Origin of the sequence: Actinophytocola sp. (assembly GCF_009379765.1) — a bacterium.
In the GTDB taxonomy this organism is placed as follows: Bacteria; Actinomycetota; Actinomycetes; order Mycobacteriales; family Pseudonocardiaceae; genus Actinophytocola.
The window spans coordinates 1-17814 of sequence record NZ_WHTD01000085.1; the positions used below are offsets into that span (position 1 = coordinate 1).

General features: G+C 71.2%; 20 protein-coding genes. 11 read left to right on the forward strand and 9 right to left on the reverse strand.

Annotated features, from left to right (window positions below; all coding sequences use genetic code 11):
• Positions 1-541: 541 nt before the first annotated feature.
• Positions 542-1642, forward strand: a complete 1101-nt coding sequence (locus tag GEV28_RS24310) for a serine/threonine-protein kinase (protein WP_291414475.1) — start codon at positions 542-544, stop codon at positions 1640-1642.
• A 267-nt stretch (positions 1643-1909) separates the two neighbouring features.
• On the opposite strand, the gene GEV28_RS24315 is transcribed toward GEV28_RS24310, so the two are convergent.
• The 5 genes from GEV28_RS24315 to GEV28_RS24335 form a co-directional block, all read right to left on the reverse strand.
• Positions 1910-2413 carry a PadR family transcriptional regulator gene (locus GEV28_RS24315; protein ID WP_291414476.1) on the reverse strand — a complete coding sequence of 168 codons (504 nt, stop codon included), beginning with the start codon at positions 2411-2413 and terminating at the stop codon, positions 1910-1912.
• 18 nt (positions 2414-2431) lie between these two features.
• Positions 2432-3484, reverse strand: coding sequence for an ABC transporter ATP-binding protein (locus tag GEV28_RS24320; protein ID WP_291414478.1), 1053 nt, complete (start codon positions 3482-3484; stop codon positions 2432-2434).
• Positions 3481-4197, reverse strand: a complete 717-nt coding sequence (gene modB / locus GEV28_RS24325) for a molybdate ABC transporter permease subunit (RefSeq protein WP_291414523.1) — start codon at positions 4195-4197, stop codon at positions 3481-3483. The genes GEV28_RS24320 and modB overlap by 4 nt, the downstream gene beginning before the upstream one ends.
• A 133-nt stretch (positions 4198-4330) precedes the next feature.
• A complete protein-coding gene (modA, locus tag GEV28_RS24330; protein WP_291414480.1) occupies positions 4331-5146 on the reverse strand; it encodes a molybdate ABC transporter substrate-binding protein in 816 nt (271 codons plus the stop codon).
• Complete coding sequence (locus tag GEV28_RS24335; protein WP_291414481.1) at positions 5143-5541, reverse strand: molybdopterin-binding protein; 399 nt, start codon at positions 5539-5541, stop codon at positions 5143-5145. The genes modA and GEV28_RS24335 overlap by 4 nt, the downstream gene beginning before the upstream one ends.
• Positions 5542-5654: 113 nt before the next feature.
• Here GEV28_RS24335 and GEV28_RS24340 point away from each other — a divergent pair, with 113 nt between their 5' ends.
• From GEV28_RS24340 to GEV28_RS24355, 4 genes are all read left to right on the forward strand, one after another.
• Positions 5655-6485, forward strand: coding sequence for an LLM class flavin-dependent oxidoreductase (locus GEV28_RS24340; protein WP_291414482.1), 831 nt, complete (start codon positions 5655-5657; stop codon positions 6483-6485).
• A gap of 97 nt (positions 6486-6582) precedes the next feature.
• Positions 6583-7638, forward strand: a complete 1056-nt coding sequence (locus GEV28_RS24345) for an alpha/beta hydrolase-fold protein (protein ID WP_291414483.1) — start codon at positions 6583-6585, stop codon at positions 7636-7638.
• Entirely contained in the window at positions 7638-8363 is a 726-nt protein-coding gene (locus GEV28_RS24350) for an alpha/beta hydrolase-fold protein (protein ID WP_291414484.1), read from the forward strand. The genes GEV28_RS24345 and GEV28_RS24350 overlap by 1 nt, the downstream gene beginning before the upstream one ends.
• 11 nt (positions 8364-8374) lie before the next feature.
• Complete coding sequence (locus GEV28_RS24355; RefSeq protein ID WP_291414485.1) at positions 8375-9607, forward strand: hypothetical protein; 1233 nt, start codon at positions 8375-8377, stop codon at positions 9605-9607.
• A gap of 4 nt (positions 9608-9611) precedes the next feature.
• Here GEV28_RS24355 and GEV28_RS24360 read toward each other — a convergent pair whose 3' ends face one another.
• The 3 genes from GEV28_RS24360 to GEV28_RS24370 form a co-directional block, all read right to left on the reverse strand.
• The gene (locus GEV28_RS24360) at positions 9612-9821 is read right to left on the reverse strand and encodes a hypothetical protein (RefSeq protein WP_291414486.1); all 210 of its coding nucleotides are present in this window, start codon (positions 9819-9821) and stop codon (positions 9612-9614) included.
• A complete protein-coding gene (locus GEV28_RS24365; RefSeq protein WP_291414487.1) occupies positions 9818-10363 on the reverse strand; it encodes a hypothetical protein in 546 nt (181 codons plus the stop codon). Before GEV28_RS24365 ends, GEV28_RS24360 begins: the two co-directional genes overlap by 4 nt.
• Before the next feature lie 81 nt (positions 10364-10444).
• Entirely contained in the window at positions 10445-11881 is a 1437-nt protein-coding gene (locus GEV28_RS24370) for an amidohydrolase family protein (RefSeq protein ID WP_291414488.1), read from the reverse strand.
• Positions 11882-12004: 123 nt separating this feature from the next.
• On the opposite strand from GEV28_RS24370, the gene GEV28_RS24375 reads away from it, so the two are divergent.
• From GEV28_RS24375 to GEV28_RS24400, 6 genes are all read left to right on the forward strand, one after another.
• Positions 12005-12814 (forward strand): IclR family transcriptional regulator C-terminal domain-containing protein, encoded by an 810-nt coding sequence (locus tag GEV28_RS24375; protein WP_291414489.1) that lies wholly within the window; start codon positions 12005-12007, stop codon positions 12812-12814.
• A 75-nt stretch (positions 12815-12889) separates the two neighbouring features.
• A complete protein-coding gene (locus tag GEV28_RS24380) occupies positions 12890-14047 on the forward strand; it encodes a CoA transferase (protein WP_291414491.1) in 1158 nt (385 codons plus the stop codon).
• Positions 14040-14837, forward strand: a complete 798-nt coding sequence (locus GEV28_RS24385; protein ID WP_291414492.1) for a citryl-CoA lyase — start codon at positions 14040-14042, stop codon at positions 14835-14837. Before GEV28_RS24380 ends, GEV28_RS24385 begins: the two co-directional genes overlap by 8 nt.
• A complete protein-coding gene (locus GEV28_RS24390) occupies positions 14830-15693 on the forward strand; it encodes an extradiol ring-cleavage dioxygenase (RefSeq protein ID WP_291414494.1) in 864 nt (287 codons plus the stop codon). The genes GEV28_RS24385 and GEV28_RS24390 overlap by 8 nt, the downstream gene beginning before the upstream one ends.
• Positions 15694-15929: 236 nt before the next feature.
• Positions 15930-16289, forward strand: a complete 360-nt coding sequence (locus tag GEV28_RS24395; protein ID WP_291414495.1) for a hypothetical protein — start codon at positions 15930-15932, stop codon at positions 16287-16289.
• Entirely contained in the window at positions 16289-17242 is a 954-nt protein-coding gene (locus GEV28_RS24400) for a zinc-binding dehydrogenase (RefSeq protein ID WP_291414497.1), read from the forward strand. The genes GEV28_RS24395 and GEV28_RS24400 overlap by 1 nt, the downstream gene beginning before the upstream one ends.
• Positions 17243-17247: 5 nt before the next feature.
• Here GEV28_RS24400 and GEV28_RS24405 read toward each other — a convergent pair whose 3' ends face one another.
• Positions 17248-17751 carry a hypothetical protein gene (locus GEV28_RS24405; RefSeq protein ID WP_291414498.1) on the reverse strand — a complete coding sequence of 168 codons (504 nt, stop codon included), beginning with the start codon at positions 17749-17751 and terminating at the stop codon, positions 17248-17250.
• Positions 17752-17814: the final 63 nt, after the last annotated feature.

Here is a 17814-nt window from a genome sequence, read left to right on the forward strand (position 1 = left end):
CCCTGGTGCAGGGCAACGAACTTCGCGATCCGGCCCAGTGACTCCGCGGCGCGTTGAGCGCTCTGCCGGGTGTACTCAACGCTCTCGGTGAGGAGCGCGCAACGTTCATCGAACATGGCTCAGTTCTACCGGCGACCACCACCTTTTCCTTACACAGCAAGCAGATTCACCCCTGTGGGTTTGAGAACTCGTGTCCCGCACCGGGTTTGCTGTTCAGCTGGTGGTGTGATGCCAGGCGTGTCGGGTTGATCTTGTGGTGTGATCGGGCAGGGTGTCGTTCGTGTCTGAGTTGCTGACGAAGTCGAGTGGCGAGCGGCGAAGGCCGCGGCGTCGCTGGGCTTGATCCTCCCGGCAGGCCGGCAGTCGATCACCACGACGGTCCGTCGGCGAGACGTGCGAAATAGTCCGGAGCGTGCCGGCGGCCGCGGGCGCCGTCGTCCCAGCCCAGCCGCTGTGCGGCTGGGATGCCTCGGATCAACTGGCAGCCGCTGGAGGCCCTGCCCTTGCCAGCCGATCTCAGGCAACGCCGTAGCGGACGTCAGTGAGTGCTTTCCAACCTGCTGGTGAACGTCTTCATCCCGAACTGCGGGCATCGGTCACTGCGGACGAACCGTTTGGCCGCTGGGATGATTGCGCGATGATGGCTGCCAGGCGTGCCCGCCACGAGAACCTCTCGGCCTTCCTTGCATCGCGCAACGACGTCGAACTCGCCGCGCTCGTGGACACCGGGCGGGCCAGCAGCGTGGGTGTGGGCGGCGGCTCAGCAATGCTCGACGTCGGCGGCGCGCCGGTGTTCGCCAAGCGCATCCCGCTGACCGACCGGGAGCTCGCCCATCCGCACTCCACCGCGAACCTGTTCGACCTGCCGATGTTCTGCCAGTACGGCATCGGCAGCCCAGGATTCAACGCATGGCGCGAGTTGGCCGCGAACATGATCGTCACCGACGCGGTTCTGGCCGGCGAGACGGAGTCGTTCCCACTGCTCTACCACTGGCGGGTACTGCCCGGCCGCCCGCCCGTCGCAGCCGAGCACGCCGACATCGACACGGCGGTCGCCGCGCTTGACGGCCGCCCAGCCGTGCGGGCGCGCCTCCAAGCCATGGCCACCGCGTCGTGCAGCCTCGTGCTGTTCTGCGAGTACATCCCCTACCCGATGCTCAGCTGGCTGCGCGAAGACCCGACGAGCAAGGCCAACACGGTCGAGCAGCAGCTGTCGCAGATTGTGGCCTTCCTGCGCCGCCGCGAGCTGCTGCACATGGACGGGCACTTCGGCAACATTCGCACCGACGGCAAGCGGATCTACCTCACCGACTTCGGTCTGGCCACATCGTTGCGTTTCGACCTGTCGGCCGCCGAGCATGGCTTCGCCCGACGCAACGCCACACACGACGCCGGCTACGCCGCCATGCGACTGGTCAACTGGCTGGTGACCGCGGTATGCGGGGTGGCGGTGCCAGCCGGCGGCGTCCCCACCGCCCGCAACGAATACGTACTCCGGTGCGCCGCCGGCCACGTCCCGGATGACGTGCCGCCGGCCGTGACCGCAATCCTGACCCGGCACGCACCAGCCGCCGCGAAAATGAACAGCTTCTACTGGAGACTGTTCGGCGGCGATGTACGCGCAGAATACCCCAGCTTGTAAGGCAGCCGGGCAGTCCCCGCTCGCCTCCCGTTCATTCGCTCGCCGCCTTCACCGGGTCGGGACAGTTGCCTCAGACACGCTGGCAGTACCTCCACTCGTCTGGCGGAGGACAGCACCGAGCCTGGCAGACCGGACGAGCAGCGAATCTCCTGTGGCGAGAAGTCTTTGAGCGGGCTCCTCCACCTACCGGACCGTCGCTGCGCCGACAGTCAGCCGACACACCGTCAAGATCTTGCCTGTGGACAAGCTCCGGCGGGCCGCCGGCGATCAGCTGATCTCGTCCAGGAAGCGCAGCGCCGCGGTCGCGTTGCTGTGGCGCCAGGTCAGCAGGACCGCCTCGAAGCCGTCGCGCTGGTCCCGCTCCGCGGCGACCGCGTCGACGATCGGGACCAGGACCGCGCGTTGGGCGGCCAGCAGGGCGGTCGGGTCGAGCGTGCGGCGGTTCAGCAGCGCCAGCTTCATCAGCAGGTGTGACCGCAGCCATCGCACGTGCCGCACGGGCGCGGCCAGCCACTCGTCCACCGCCACGGCGCCTTCGGGGGCGATCGTGTAGATCGTGCGCTGGGGGCCCGGTCCGGACTCGACCGCCGATGGTGCCACCAAGGAGGCCTCGGCCAGGCGGGACAGGGCTCGGTAGATCACCGGGCGCGGGATCTGCCACACCCGGCCGAGCTCACCCGACGGCGCGGTGAGCGCGGCTATCGCGAACCCGTGTGTCGGCCCCTCCCGCAACACGGCCAGCACCGTCCACTCCGGCAACGCCCATTCCATTGGCGCGAGAATAGAGCGTCACGCGGGGTAGGTGGTCGTCTCCGTCGCCTTGACCGTCGCCCACAGGCGGGTCCCCGGGGCGAGCTCCAGCTCCGCCACGACCGCCGGGGTGATGTCGGCCAGCACCGGTGGGGTGCCGTCGAGCCGGACGCGCACCGTGTGGGCGTGCTGCTCGATGTCGGCGATCGTCACCGGCCAGCAGTTGCGCGGGCTTCCCTCGGGCTGGGTCGGGTGCAGGCTCACCGCGGTCGGGGGGAACGCCACGTACACCGCGCCGTCGGCCGGCTCGGCCACCGTGAGCCGGCCGCCGCCCGCCACGTCCACCGTGGTGCCCGAGGCCGTGCCGCGGTACAGGTTCAGGCCGACGAGGTTCGCCACGTAGTCCGTGCGCGGCTGGCGGGCCACCTCGGCGGGCGGCCCCTCCTGCACCACCCGGCCGCTCTCGATGATCACGATCCGGTCCGCCAGCACCATCGCGTCCAGCGGGTCGTGCGTCACCAGCAGCGTGTGCCCCGAGTACTCACCGAGGTGCCGACCCAGCTCGGACCGGATGTGCAGCCGGTTGCTCGCGTCCAGCGCGGCGAGCGGCTCGTCCAGCAACAGGAGCCCGGGCTCGGTCGCCAACGCGCGGGCCAGCGCCACCCGCTGCGCCTGCCCGCCGGACAGCGAGCGCGGCCGGGTCCGTTCGAAGGCCGAGAGCCCCACCTTCGACAGCCAATCCCGGGCGCGGGTCCGGGCGAACGCACGGGGAGCCCCCTGGGCGCGCAGTCCGAACGCGACGTTCTCGAGCGCGGACATGTGGTTGAACAGCAGGTAGTCCTGGAACACGACGCCGGCGAAGCGCTCCTCGGCAGGCACGAACACGCGCGGCGGCTCGTCCCACACGGAGTCGTCGAGCCGCACCAGGCCGGCGGTGAGGGGCAGGAGCCCGGCCAGCGTGCGCAGCGCGGTCGTCTTTCCGGCGCCGTTCGGACCGAGCAGGGCGACGACCTCGCCGGGCTCGACGGTGAGCTCGACGTCGAGCCGGAAGCCGGTGTCGCGGGCGATGTGCAGGTCGGCGTGCAGGGTCATGTGATCCCGCTGATCCAGCGGTCCCGCAGGCTCACGAGCACGACAACGGACACCACGAGCAGCACGAGGCTCAGCACGATCGCCGCGCCCGGGTCGGTCTCCAGCGCCAGGTACACGGCGAGCGGCATCGTCGTGGTCTTGCCCGGGAAGTTGCCGGCGAAGGTGATCGTCGCGCCGAACTCGCCCAGCGCCCGCGCCCAGCACAGCACCGTCCCGGCGACCACGCCCGGCGCGATCGAGGGCAGCGTCACCCGGCGGAACGTCAGCCAGCGCGACGCGCCCAGGGTCGCCGCCGCCTCCTCGAAGCGCGGGTCGGCGGCCCGCAGCGCGCCCTCGACCGCGATCACCAGGAACGGCATGGCCACGAACGCCTCGGCGACGACGACCCCGGTCGTGGTGAACGGCAGCGAGATGCCGAACCACTCGTGCAGGTACTGGCCGATCAGCCCGCGCCGGCCGAGCACCAGCAGCAGCGCGACACCGCCGACCACCGGCGGCAGCACCAGCGGCACGGTCACCAGAGCCCGCAGCACACCCCGGCCGGGCAGCTCGCCGCGCGCCAGCAGCCACGCGAGCGGCACGCCGAGCAGCAGGCACAGGACCGTGGCGAGGCTCGCGCACACCAGCGACAGTGTCAGGGCCTGGCCGACCGAGGCGGAGAACAGCTGGCCGGCGAGCGTCGACCACGGCGCCCGCACGAGCAGCCCCACCATCGGGACGACGAGGAACGCGAGACCGACCAGCGCGGGTACGGCGAGGACGGCCGGAAGCCGTCCCCGCCGCCCCCGTCGGGAAGCCTTGCGCTCGCGGGCGTCGGAGCTCACGGTGTCCGCTGGTTCGCTTCGCTCACGGGCCGTCGAAGCCGGCGTCGGTCAGCACCGCGCGGCCCTTGTCCGACAGGACGAAGTCGACGAACGCCTTGGCGCCGCCGGCGTTCGGCGCCTCGGCCAGCGACACGATCGGGTAGTCGTTGACCGCCTCGGCCGCCTCGGGGAACTCGATGCCCTCGACCTTGTCGCCCGCGGCCCGCACGTCGGTCTTGTACACGAGCGCGGCGTCGACCTCGCCGAGCTGGACCTTGGTCAGCACGGCCTTCACGTCCTGCTCGAGCGTGTCCGGCCTGGCGGTCACCCCCGCCGCGTCGAGCGCCTTCTTGGCGGCCGCGCCACACGGCACCTGCTCGGCACACAGCGCGATCTTCTTGCCGTCCTCGGCGAAGTCCGCGAGACCGGTGATGCCACCGGGGTTGCCCGCCGGGACGGCGATCATCAGCGTGTTGCGCACGAACGTCGTCGGCTCGTCGGTGGCCGCGCCGCTGTCGGTCACCTGCGTCATGTTCGTGGGCGACGCCGAGGCGAAAACGTCGGCCGGCGCGCCCTCGTTGATCTGCTTGGCCAGCGCCGAGCTGCCGCCGAAGTTGAAGGTGACCTCGGCATCCGGGTTCTCGGCCTCGAACCGCTTGCCGAGCTCGGTGAACGACTCGGTGAGCGACGCCGCCGCGAACACGATGACCTGGCCGCCGGCGGTGCCGGGCGCCTGCGCCGAGGTGCCGTCCGGCGCGTCGGCGGCGGGCGGGTCCTGAGACCCGCACCCGGCCAGGACCACGGCGGCGAGAGCGGCCAGCGCGGCCAGCGCGGCCACTCGCACGGTTCCAAGCATCATGTCTCCGGGATCTCGACGACGACGTGGGTGGACTTGATCGAGGCGACCGCGACGCAGCCCGGCTCGAGCCCGAGCTCCTCCGCGGCCTCTCTGCTCATGAGGGACACCAGCCGGAACGGCCCTGCCTGCAGCTCGACCTGGGCCATCACGCCGTCCTTGACGACGCGGGTCACGATGCCCCGCATGCGGTTGCGCGCGGACGCGGCGACGGTCACTCCTGGTTCGGGGGCCGCGGCCAGCCGCTGGACGAACGCGGCCAGCTCGCTGCCCTCGACGGCCATCCGCCCGTTGTCCGCCTGCACGACGGGCAGCCGGCCCAGGTCGACCCAACGGCGCACCGTGTCGTCGCTGACCCCCAACAGCTCGGCCGCCTCACTGATCCGCAGCTTTGGCATGCCAGCGAGTCTAACCACGCAAGCTCGGCACGATCCAGGCGGATCAGCAGATATTGCGGAACCGTGCCCGGACGACTAAGGCACATCCCATGGATCATCGCGTACGGGTTGACATGGCTTGGCCCAAGCCCAGCACTGACCAACCGCAACCTCAGGGGAACGTGACGCAAACCAACCACCAACCACCCGAGGTCCCGCACCATCCACCGAAACGCAACCAACACTTTGAATCCCGGGGAGGCGGACTAGCCGCGCACACCTCGCGCATCCGGCTCGGGGTGGCGCTCGTGAACCTGCCGTTCGTGTCGCCGGTCGTGGTCGCCAAGCAGGCCGCCACCCTCGACGTGCTCAGCAACGGCCGGCTCGACCTGGGCCTCGGCACCGGTTGGTCGCCCACCGAGTTCACCGCGACCGGCGCCGACAAGGCACGGCGTGGCGCGCGGGCCGAGGAGTACGTGCGGGTCCTGCGCACCCTGTGGAACGACGACGTCGCATCGTTCGACGGCGAGTTCTACACGGTGCCGCCGAGCCGGATGGCGCCGCGGCCGGTCCAGCCCGGTGGCCCGCCGGTCCTGCTCGGTGGCAGCGCGCGGACCGCGCTGGAGCGGGCCGGGCGGCTCGCGGCGGGCTGGATGAGCCGCAGCCAGACCGACCTGGACCGGATCCACGAGGAGGTCGCCGTCGTCCGCGCCGCGGCGCCCGACCCCGCCGCCGTGCGCGTCGTCGTCCGGGGCGTGGTCCGCGTCGGCGGGCCACGCGAGGGCAGGCTCTCCGGCTCCTACGACCAGATCCGCGCGGACACCGAGTGGCTGGCCGGGCAGGGCGTGACCGAGCTGTACTACGACCTCAACTGGGACGAGCGGGTCGGCAACCCGGCCGTGGCGACGGCGGAGGCCACCGAGCGCGCGGCGGAGATCATCGAGGCGCTCGCGCCCCGCGGATAGTGCCTGGTTCCACTAGATCAGGAACAGTGAACGGCCCAGGGGCGCAGAGCTTGACTCGGCACGGTGGCGGTCGTTGGAATGGGCCGGTGACCGCCACGTGAGTGTCGCAGCGGAGCCGCTGGTCAGTGCGGACTCGGTGACCTTCCGGCTGCCGGACGCCGAGCCCGGCGGCCACCGGGCGCTGGACGGGGCCCGGCTGCTGCCCGACCTGTCCCTGGCCGACACCGGGCTCGACTTCCACGGGCTCGACTTCGACTACGCCGACGACGCCTGGCAGCTCACCCTCGACCGGCCGCCGGTGCGGCGCATGGAGTACAGGTTCCAGCTCCGCCACCTCGCGGGCGACCTGGAGGAGATCTGCGACCCGGGCAACCCGCTGCGCGCGCCCGGCGCGTTCGGCGACAAGTCCGTCGTCGAGTTCCCCGACTACACCGCGCCCGCGTGGCTCTCCGCCGAGCGGGTGGCCGGCGAGCGTCTCGAGGTGGCGGAGCGGGTCACGGTCTGGACGCCCGCCGCGCCCGACGAGCCGCTGCCGCTGCTGGTGGCGCACGACGGTCCCGAGTACGACCGGCTCGCCGGGCTGACGGGGTTCCTCGCGGCGCTCGTCGCGGCCGGCAGGCTCCCCCGCTGCCGGGTCGCGCTGCTCGCGCCCGGCGTGCGGGACGAGGAGTACTCGGCCGACCCGTACCACTCGGCGCTCCTGCACCAGCGGGTCCTGCCGGGTTTGCGGGACACCTTCGCGACCACCGGCCCGGTCGTCGGCATGGGCGCGAGCCTCGGCGGGCTGGCGATGCTGCACGCCCAGCGTGCCCTTCCATCGCTGTTCGGCGGGCTGTTCCTGCAGTCGGCCTCCTTCCTCACCGAGGAGCTCGACCAGCAGGAGAACGGCCGGTTCAGCAAGTTCGCCCAGGTCAACGCCTACGTCCAGCAGGTGCTGGCGGAAGGCACGCCGGCCGAGACCGTGCCCACCGTCCTCACCTGCGGGCTCGCCGAGGAGAACCTCGCCAACAACCGGCAGATGGCCGCCACCCTGGCGAAGCAGGGCTACCCCTCGCGGCTCGTCGAGGTACCCGACGCACACAACTACGTCGGCTGGCGCGACGCGTTCGACCCCGCCCTCGCCGACCTGCTCCGCGACGTCTGGGAGGCCTGATGCGCCGCGACCGGTACGAGACCGGCGGCGGCACGGTCATCGCCTACGGGCACTACGGCCGGCCGTTCCTCGCCTTTCCGTCCGAGCAGGGGCGCGCCTGGGACTTCGAGAGCAACGGCATGGTCGACGCGGTCCGCCCGCTGCTCGACGACGGCCGGGCCAAGCTCTACTGCGTCGACTCGCACGACGCGGCGTCCTGGTCCGACCGGTCGGTGCCGCTCGAGGAGCGCGCGCACCGGCACGGCGTCTACGAGTCGTGGATCCTCGACAACGTCGTGCCCGGCATCCACGCCGACTGCGGCGGCCCGCGGGAGATCGCGACCGTCGGCTGCTCGCTCGGCGCGTTCCACGCGGTCCTCTTCGGACTGCGCAGGGCCGACCTGTTTCCGCTCGCCATCGGCATGTCCGGCAACTACGACCCGTCCTCCTGGCACGGCTGGGGCGAGCGCGGGGACGCCGCCTACCTCACCAACCCGGTCGACTTCGTCCCGAACCTGAACGGCGACCACCTCGACCGGCTGCGCGAGCGGCTGTCGGTGCTGCTGGTCGTCGGCCAGGGCCAGTGGGAGGACTCGACCGGCTCGCTGCCGTCCACCCGGCACCTCGCGGACGTGCTGCGGGACAAGGGTCTGCGGTGTGAGCTCGACGTGTGGGGGTACGACGTCCCGCACGACTGGTCGTCCTGGCGGGCACAGCTCGCCCACCACCTGCCCCGGTTCTGCTGAGGAGGACCCCGATGCCCGACCGCACCGAACACCTGCTGGGTCTGTTGCTGGGGACCGAGGAGGACTGGCCACGTGCGTTCGAGGAGCTGGTCCGCCGGCTCGGCCCGGTGCGGCACCATGGGCAGGAGCACACGCTGCACACCGAGCGGATCACCATCGAGCCGTTCGACCTGCGCGCCACCCCGCGCTACGACCTGGTGATCGACCGGCTCGCGTACTGGTACTACGTGCCGCGCGAGTGGTTGAAGAAGGTCGCGTTGATGGACGACGTGTACCTGCTGAACAGCCCGTTCACCTTCCAGTCGATGGAGAAGCACGCGGCGTACTGCGCGATGATCCGGCTGGGGCTGAAGGTGCCGGACACGTGGCTGGTGCCGTACAAGAACCCGGTCGACAACGCGCGGTACGCCTACACCGCCGCCCGCTACAACCAGCCTTTCGACCTCGACGAGATCGCCGAGCGGATCGGCTACCCGCTGTACATGAAGCCCTACGACGGCGGCGCGTGGCGCGGGGTGTCGCGGATCAAGGACCCTGGGACGCTGCACCATGCCTACGACCGGTCCGGCGAGATGCTGATGCACCTGCAGGCGTCGGTCGAGGGCTACGACGTGTTCGCCCGGTCACTGACGATCGGGCCGGACAGCATGGTGATGAAGTTCCGGCCGGACCAGCCGATGCACGATCGGTACGCGGTCGACCACGGGTTCCTGTCCGCGGCGGCGGGTGCCGAGGTGCTGACGATCTCGCGGCTGATCAACGCGTTCTTCCGGTGGGAGTTCAACTCCTGCGAGAGCCTCGTGGTGGACGGCGCGGTGCATCCGATCGACTACGCCAACGCGTGCCCGGACATCTCGATCACCTCGCTGCACTACTACTTCCCGTGGGCGATCTCGACATTGCTGAGGTGGTCGGTGTTCTGCGCGGTGTCCGGTCGCCGGCCGCGGCTGGACCTGGACACGTCGACGTACTTCGAGGTGGCCGACTCGGACCGGTCCTACGACGAGAAGCTCGCGGAGTACCGCCGGCTGGCCGACGACTACTTCGAGACGCGTCACTACCAGGAGTTCTGCGCGGCCTCACTGTCCGGTGTGGACGACCTGGTACGGGACTGGGTGGCCTCCCCCGCGTTCGACGACCTGCTCGTGGAGACCGTGCGCGGCACGTACCCGGCCGCCGAGCACGACCGGTTCGTCGCCCACTTCCGCGGCCTGCTGGACCTCTGGGTGCACGACAACGGCTGAGTCGCTACTCGTGCAGCCGCGGGTGGAGGACGTAGATTCCGCGCTGCCCCGGAGGCTCGTGATGTATCCACAACCAGTTGGCGACCGCATCGTAGGAGACGTCTTCGGGCTTGGGATCGCCGAGCTGGTAGAACCGGAACGCGGCTGACTCCGGCCGCCACGTGACGAGGTGACCGGCCAGGTCGGTGTTGTCGTGGCTGATGAAGTACTTCACGCCCCGGCGTGGACCGTGACCGCGCGGAAGGAAGGCTCGCCGCCGGCGTCGGTGCACGGCTCGACGAGCAGCACGTGGCGGTAGGTCGGCACCTGGATGTTGGTCGGGTTGATGAAGCTCACCCGCACGCCCTTGTCGGGTGCCTCGTCGAGGTTGTCGTACCAGGAGACGAGCAAGAGTCGTCGATCCTCGTACCGGCCGTCGGCACGAGCGTCCGCACTGCCGGTGATGCCTTGCGGATACCACCTGGTGTGCGGGTCGTCGTCATCCCACAGCAGAAGGCCGGCGTACCGGGGTGGTAGGGGGACCTCCGGCGCGAACAAGCCCTCGCCCGTGCGGTTGCCATCGTCGGCGACCTGCCGCACGCTCGCGGCGGGCAGGCGCTCGTCCAACCGCGCGACCAGCCCGGTGAGGTCGCCGTCGAGGCGAAGCCGGAACCTTCCGGCGTCGATCGGTCCTGCGGCCGGCGCCGCGGCAACGGGTGAGCTCGCCTCGGCGGATGCCCGCAACCTGTGCAGAGCCGATGTGGCGTGAGTTGTCATGGCGCCCAGGGTGCACGGGCCCGCGCCCAGACTCCGCCCAGAACGCGCCCAGGCGGACCCGCAACCAGGGTGGCTGAGGCGTCAGCCGCCGCGGGTGGCGGAGCTCTGGTAGTCCGTGTACTGGTACGGGTTGTCGAGGACCTTCGACTCCGGGATGTCCGGGTTCATGCCCTTGCGCCACTCGTCCTCGCCCAGCTCGCCGCGCAGGTACTCCACCGTCTGCTCGACCTCGCGCCGCGCCGCGGCCAGGTCGATGCCGACCAGCCGGTGCTCGTGCTTGACCACGCGTCCGTTCACCAGCACCGTGTGCACGTCGCCGCGCTGGGCCTGGAACGCCACGTGGCCGTAGGGGTGGAGCACCGGGAACGACACCGGCGAGTGGTCGTTCTTGATCAGCACCACGTCGGCCTTCCTGCCGACCTCGAGCGAGCCGATGTCCGAGCGGCCGAGGGCGCGCGCGCCGCCGCGGGTGGCCCAGTCGACGACCTGCTCGGCGCGCAGGCCGCATTGCGTCACCGTCTCGTTCTTCGCGTGGGCCGCCATGTGCGCCCGCGACCGGTCCGCGCCCAGCGTGGTGCGCATCGCGGAGAACAGGTCGCCGCTCCACCACACGCTCGTGTCCATCGACAGCGACACCGGGATGCCGTGCGCGCGGATGGCCCACGTGGGTGGGTAGCCCTGGCCCGCGCTCTGCTCGCTCTCCGTCGACACCGAGATCGAGCCGCCGGTCGCGGCGATGCGGTGGTAGGAGTCCGCGGACAGCGACGCGGCGTGCACGTAGATCGTCGACGGGGTCATGAAGCCGTTGTCGTGCATCAGCTTGATGCCGTCGTCGCTGGTGGCGCCCCACACGCCGGCGTGCGTGGTGACCGGGACGCCCAGCTCGCGGGCGACCTCGAACGCGGGCTTCTCCGGGAACGCCGGGTCGCCGGTCACGTCGAAGGCCATCTGGAAGCCCAGCATGTCGTCGCCGGTGATGCGGCGGCTCACGAAGTCGCGGAACTCCGGCGCGCCGCTCCACACCGCCGGCGGCTGCTGGATGTTGCCGTACGCCAGCACGAACCGGCCGGGCACCGACCGCAGCGCGTCGACCGCGGCGTCGGCGTACTCGACGGTCTGCAGGCCGTGCGACCAGTCGACGACCGTCGTCACGCCCGCGTCGAGCGCCTCGATCCCGGCCAGCACGTTGCCCGCGTGGATGTCCTGCGGGCGGAAGGACTTGCCGTGCTCGAGGTAGTACCAGACGAAGTACTGGGTGAGCGTCCAGTCCGCGCCGTAGCCGCGCATCACCGTCTGCCACATGTGCCGGTGGGTGTCGATCATCCCGGGCATCACGATGCCGCCGGTCGCGTCGATCTCCACGCCACCGTCGGGCAGCACGAGGTCCGGGCCCACGGCGGCGATCCGGTCGTCGAGGACGAGCACGTCGGTGCCGGTCAGCACCTGGTGCGCGTCGTCCATGGGCAGCACCGTGCCACCCCGGAGGAGAACGGGTCGTCCGGCCACGAAGTCGTTCATCGGTGAACTCCTCATCTGCCACCGCGCGAGTCTGCGGACGACTGTCCGCCCAGCGGTCACTGCGTTCGCTACTCTTGTGAGCGCCGGGAGAAAAGTCAATGCTCCGGCCGGAGGGGAGGCGCCATGCCGCGGAAAGGCACCGGACCAGACTTCATCGAGGCGCTGGCGCGCGGGCTGGACGTGATCACGGCGTTCACGCCCGGCCGGCCCGCGATGTCGCTCACCGAGGTGGCGTCGGCCACCGGGCTGGCCAGGCCGACCGCCCGGCGGATCCTGCTGACGCTGCAGGAGCTGGGCTACGTGCGTGCGGAGGGCGCCGGGTTCACGCTCACCCCGCGGGTGCTCGACCTCGGCGTCGCCTACGTCCGCTCGATGGGGCTGTGGGACGTCGCGCGCCCGCACCTGGAGCAGCTCTCCGCGCGGACCGGCGAGTCCTGCTCGGTCGCCCAGCTCGACGGCTCGGACATCGTCTACGTGGCGCGGGTCGCGGTCCCCAAGATCGTGGCGCTCACGGTGCAGATCGGCACCCGGTTCCCGGCCCTGCAGACCTCGCTCGGCAAGGTCCTGCTCGCGGCGCTGTGCCCGGAGGAGGTCGACGCGGTGCTGGCCGAGCCGACCCGGTCGGGCCTCACCCCGCGGTGGCGGCCCGACCGGGACGAGCGCGAGGCCGAGCTGCGCGAGGTCCGCGCCAAGGGCTGGGCACTCACCGACGAGCAGCTCGTGCTCGGCATCCGCTCGGTCGCCGCGCCGCTGCGGGACGGCTCCGGGCGGGTCATCGCCGCACTAAACGTCAACACCCACGCCGCCGAGACCACCGTCGAGCACCTGGTCGGGCACCACCTGCCGCTGCTGCTGCACACCGCGGGCGAGATCAGCGCCGACTTCGCCCGGCGCGCGGCCGTGCCCCATGTGACCCGCACCGCGGCATCGTGACGGCGTCTTGACGAGCGCGCCGAACGTGGCAGTATCGCGTTGACGGACGATTGTCCGCATTACGGACGGAGACGCATGGCTGGACCGTTGGAAGGGGTGCTCGTCGCCGACTTCTCCCGGATCCTGGCCGGCCCTTACGCGACGATGCTGCTGGCCGACATGGGCGCGGAGGTCGTCAAGGTCGAGGGGCCCGCCGGCGACGACACCCGGACGTGGACGCCGCCGGTGCGCGACGGCGTGTCGACCTACTACCTCGGGATCAACCGGGGCAAGCGGTCGATCGCGCTGGACCTGCGCGACGAGGACGACGCCGGGGCGGCCCGCGAGCTGGCCCGGCGCGCCGACGTCGTGATCGAGAACTTCAAGCCGGGCGGCCTCGCGCGGTTCGGGCTGGACTTCGACTCGGTGCGGGCCGGCAACCCTGGCGTGGTGTACGCGTCGATCACCGGGTTCGGCACGGGTGCCGGCCGCGACGTGCCCGGCTACGACCTGATGGTGCAGGCGATCTCCGGGCTGATGAGCCTCACCGGCGACCCCGCGGGCCCGCCGTACCGGGCCGGGATCTCGGTGTTCGACGTGATGGCCGGCAACCACGCCGTGATCGGCGTCCTCGCCGCGCTCCGGCACCGCGACGCGACCGGGCAGGGCCAGCACGTCGAGGTCAACCTGCTGTCCTCGGCGCTCACCGGGCTGGTCAACCACAGCTCGGCCTACGTCGCGGGCGACGTCGTGCCCTACCGGATGGGCAACGCGCACCCGAGCGTGTTCCCGTACGAACCGTTGCCCACCAAGGACAACGACCTGATCATCGCCGCCGCCAACGACAGCCAGTTCGGCAGGCTGTGCGAGGTGCTCGGCATCCCCGAGGTCGCCGGCGACCCGCGGTTCGCCCGCAACGCCGACCGCACCGAGAACCGGGACCTCCTGCGTCCGATCCTCACCGACCGGCTCGTCACCCGCGGCGCGGTCGAGTGGTTCGACCTGCTCGTCGAGGCCGGTGTCCCGAGTGGACCGATCAACACGATCGACGGCGGCTTCGCGATGGCGGAACGGTTCGAGCTCGACCCGGTCGTGACGGTCGGCGATGGCGACCGGGCGATCCCGACCACCCGGCACCCGATCCACTTCTCCGAGACGCCGGTGAGCTACGCGCTGCCGCCGCCCGAGCTCGACGAGCACGGCGCGGAGCTGCGCAAGTGGCTGGCCTCGCCGAGGGAGGACGACCGTGGCTGAGTACCCGACGGCGCTCGGCGCGTCCTCGCTCGAGCGGATCACGTTGCTGGGCAAGGATCTCGCCGCGGACGTGATGGGCAACGTGGGGTTCGGCGAGCTCGCGTTCTGGCTCGCCACCCAGCGCAGGCCCACCCCGGGCGAGACCCGGGTGTTCGAGGCGGTGCTCGCCGCTCTCGCCGACCACGGGTTCACCCCGACCGCGATCGTCACCCGACTGACCTACCTGTCCGCGCCGGACTCCGTGCAGGGGGCGCTCGCGGCCGGCCTGCTGGGCGGCGGGTCGCGGTTCCTCGGCGTCACCGAGGACTGCGGCCGGTTCCTGCACGACCAGCTCGAGGGCGTGCGGCTGCCGCTCGACGAGGAAGGCTGGGACGCGCTCGCGCTGGCGACCGTGCGCACGCAGCGGGAGGCGAAGCGGTTCATCCCGGGCCTGGGCCACCACGTGCACAAGGACGGCGACCCGCGCACGCCGCGGCTCTTCCAGATCGCCGACGAGGAGGGCCTGCGCGGGCCGCACCTGTCGCTGTTCGCCGCGATCGGCCGGGTGCACCCGCGAGTGCTCGGCCGGACGCTGCCGCTCAACGGCGCGGGTGTCTGCGGCGCGGCGCTCGCCGACCTCGGGCTGCCGCTGGAGCTGTTGCGCGGCTTCGCCTTGCTGGCCCGCACCGCGGGGCTGATCGGGCAGCTCGCCGAGGAGCTGCGCAACCCGGTCGGCAACGAGATCTTCCTGTCGGTGGACCTCAACAACCTGTCCGTTCCCCCCGAGCCGTACGGAGGTTCGCATGGCTGAGCTGGTCGCGGTGATCGCGTCCACCCACCACCCGTTCTACTACCGCGCGAGCACGTCCACCGGCGAGGACCGGCCGCCGTTCGCCGACGAGTGGGTGCGCAAGGTCGAGGCGTTCCGGGAGACGCTGACCAAGGCCCGGCCGGACGTGCTGGTGATGGTCGGCTCGGACCACTTCCACCAGCTGTGGCTGGACAACATGCCGCAGTTCCTCGTCGGCAAGGCGCCCTTCTACGACGCCGACTGGTACAACGAGGAGCGCGAGTTCGGCCTGCCGCGGATGGTCATGCGCGGCAACGAGGACCTGTCCTCCTACATCCTGCGCGAAGGCCTGGACGCCGGGTTCGACCTGGCGTTCTCCAACGAGCTGCGGATCGACCACTCGGTCACCTGCCCGATCATCACCCTGCGCCCGCAGAACGACCTGCCCATCGTGCCGATCTACACCAACATCTTCGCGCCGCCGCTGCCGCAGCCGAAGCGGTTCGTCCAACTGGGACGGACGATCCGCGAGCTGGTCGAGTCGTGGCCGTCCGAGGCGCGGGTGGCGGTGATCGGCACCGGGCACCTGTCGCTCGAGCTCGGCGGGCCGCGCCAGTTCGGGCCGCACGGGCCGGACCCGGAGTTCGACCGCAAGGCCGTCGAGTGGATCTCGACCGGGGACATCGAGGGCTGCTGCGGCGAGGTGACGCTGGAGAGCCTGCACCTACCGGGCAACGCCACGCACGGATTCATGGACTTCATGCTGATGATGGGGGTGGCCGGTGCGGGCCGCAAGGCCGACTACGTGGACACCTACGACCTGTTCCACACGATGGAGGCGTACTTCACCTGGTACCCGAACGGAGCGCGGGCATGAGCAGACTGACCAACCCGACCACCGTGCTTCGCGCGAATGCCGTCCACGCCGAGCGGAGCGAGGCAGGTGCCACAGCATGAGCAAACCAACCAACCCAACCACCCTCCTCCGCGCGAATGCCGTCCACGCCGAGCGGAGCGAGGCAGGTGTCACCGCATGAGCAAACCAACCAACCCGACCACCGTGCTTCGCGCGAATGCCGTCCACGCCGAGCGGAGCGAGGCAGGTGTAACAGCATGAGCAAGTACCTCCTCAACAAGTTCCTGTTCACCGTCGACCGGGATCCCGACCTCGTGGAGCGGTATCGCGAGGATCCACAAGGGACGGTCGAGTGGTGGGAGGCCACGTTCGCCAACCGGCTGCTCAACTGCGCTGAAGCCGAGGCGTCCACGTGGCAGCGGTTCGACGACACTGAGCGGACCGCACTGTCCACTCACGACTACCCGAGGCTCTTCGCGCTCGGCGCGCACCCGTTCCTCACGCTCACGCTGTTCATCGCGATGTTCGAGCGCGACCACGATGGCCTGGGCTTCCAGTTGGAGTACGCGCAGCGGCTCGCGCACATGTCGTTGCCGTACCCGGACATCGCGACCTGATGCGCGCCGCGGAGATCCACGAGCCCGGCCAGCCGCCGGTGGTGGGCGAGCGCGCCGACCCCACACCCGGGCCGGGTGCGGTGCTGGTCGAGGTGCGGGCCGCGCCGATCACGCCGCTGGACCTGCTGTGCGCGAGCGGCACGTCCTACTTCGGCCGCCCGGCCACGCCGTACGTGCCCGGTGTGCAGGGCGTCGGCGTGGTCGACGGGCGGACCGTGTGGTTCCCGACCTCGGCGGGGATGGCGCCGGGAGACGGGAGCATGGCGTCGGTCGCCGCGGTGCCGGCCGACGCCCTGGTCGACCTCCCGGCCGGCGCCGACCCGGTGGCGGTGGCCGCCCTGGGACTGTCCGCGGTGGCCGCGCACATGGCGCTGACCTGGCGCGGTGAGCTCGCGGCCGGTGAGCAGGTGCTGGTGCTCGGCGCCGGCGGGGTGGTCGGGCAGGCCGCGGTGCGGCTGGCCAGGATCGCCGGGGCGCGCCGGGTGGTCGCGGGTGCCCGCTCCCCCGCCGCGCGGGCCCGGGCCACCGAGGCCGGCGCCGACGCCGTGGTCGCGCTGGACACCGACGACGTCGCGGTGCTCGCCGAGCGGTTCGGTTCGGTCGCCGACGGTCCGGTCGACCTGGTGATCGACCCGCTGTTCGGGTCGGCCGCGGCGGCCGCCGCACGGGTACTCGGGGCCGGTGGGCGGCTGGTCCACCTGGGCAGCTCGGCCGCCGAGACGTGCCCGATCGACTCGTCGACGCTGCGCAGCAAGTCGTTGCGGCTGCTGGGTTACACGAACAACGAGCTGACCTCGGCGCAGCGGGCGTCGGCGATCGAGGCGGTGGTGGCGGAGTCCATCGCCGGGCGCCTCGCCGTCGCGCACGAGATCGTGCCGATCGACGAGGCCGCCCCGGCGTGGCAGCGGCAGGCAGACGGGGTAGCGGCGGGCCGGATCGTGCTCACCCCCTAAAATGCTTAGTGGATATCGCCTTCTTCGACGTCGCCGCCAAGCTTGCCGCTGAGCTCTTCCATGTACTTCTTCGAGTTGCCGGAGAGCGCCCATCGCTCGCCGACGAGGTAGACGCCGCCGTAGTCCTGTGACAGGTCCAGCCAGGTCCGCTGCCCCTCGACGGTGTCGAAGTCGACGAGCACGATCTGCTGGGTCCCGTCCGGGGTGCAGCTGGCCTGCCGGAAGTCGGCCGCCTTGCCGGCCAGCAGGGGCGTGCACCCGATCGCGGCGGCGAGCTGTTGGACGGTCATGGCCGTGGCCGGTTTCTTCGGACTGTTCTGTTGCTTCGGTGCCGGGTCCTGCTGGGCGAGGCCGTGCCCGTGCGCGGCGGCCCTGGCCGGCGCGGCCTGTCCCGCACCGCTGACGAGCAGCGCGAGAACGGCCACGAGACCGAGCGTGGCGCACACCATGACCCCGACGGACGCCGCGTACAGCCGGCGCCGCGCCTCAGGCCCTGGTTCGAAGGTCACGAACTCAGATACGGAACGGGCCGCGGGATCGTTCACACCGAGTGGCCGATCGGGCGAGAAGTC

Bases quoted from the DNA above. Each gene is read 5' to 3' on its own strand.
- GEV28_RS24335 (WP_291414481.1), bottom strand. From the start codon at position 5,541: ATGCCAAAGCTGCGGATCAGTGAGGCGGCCGAGCTGTTGGGGGTCAGC.
- GEV28_RS24315 (WP_291414476.1), bottom strand. From the start codon at position 2,413: ATGGAATGGGCGTTGCCGGAGTGGACGGTGCTGGCCGTGTTGCGGGAG.
- GEV28_RS24370 (WP_291414488.1), bottom strand. From the start codon at position 11,881: ATGAACGACTTCGTGGCCGGACGACCCGTTCTCCTCCGGGGTGGCACG.
- GEV28_RS24400 (WP_291414497.1), top strand. From the start codon at position 16,289: ATGCGCGCCGCGGAGATCCACGAGCCCGGCCAGCCGCCGGTGGTGGGC.
- GEV28_RS24320 (WP_291414478.1), bottom strand. From the start codon at position 3,484: ATGACCCTGCACGCCGACCTGCACATCGCCCGCGACACCGGCTTCCGG.
- GEV28_RS24340 (WP_291414482.1), top strand. From the start codon at position 5,655: ATGGCTTGGCCCAAGCCCAGCACTGACCAACCGCAACCTCAGGGGAAC.
- GEV28_RS24395 (WP_291414495.1), top strand. From the start codon at position 15,930: ATGAGCAAGTACCTCCTCAACAAGTTCCTGTTCACCGTCGACCGGGAT.
- GEV28_RS24390 (WP_291414494.1), top strand. From the start codon at position 14,830: ATGGCTGAGCTGGTCGCGGTGATCGCGTCCACCCACCACCCGTTCTAC.
- GEV28_RS24350 (WP_291414484.1), top strand. From the start codon at position 7,638: ATGCGCCGCGACCGGTACGAGACCGGCGGCGGCACGGTCATCGCCTAC.
- GEV28_RS24355 (WP_291414485.1), top strand. From the start codon at position 8,375: ATGCCCGACCGCACCGAACACCTGCTGGGTCTGTTGCTGGGGACCGAG.
- GEV28_RS24365 (WP_291414487.1), bottom strand. From the start codon at position 10,363: ATGACAACTCACGCCACATCGGCTCTGCACAGGTTGCGGGCATCCGCC.
- modB (WP_291414523.1), bottom strand. From the start codon at position 4,197: ATGGTGGGGCTGCTCGTGCGGGCGCCGTGGTCGACGCTCGCCGGCCAG.
- GEV28_RS24375 (WP_291414489.1), top strand. From the start codon at position 12,005: ATGCCGCGGAAAGGCACCGGACCAGACTTCATCGAGGCGCTGGCGCGC.
- GEV28_RS24380 (WP_291414491.1), top strand. From the start codon at position 12,890: ATGGCTGGACCGTTGGAAGGGGTGCTCGTCGCCGACTTCTCCCGGATC.
- modA (WP_291414480.1), bottom strand. From the start codon at position 5,146: ATGATGCTTGGAACCGTGCGAGTGGCCGCGCTGGCCGCGCTGGCCGCT.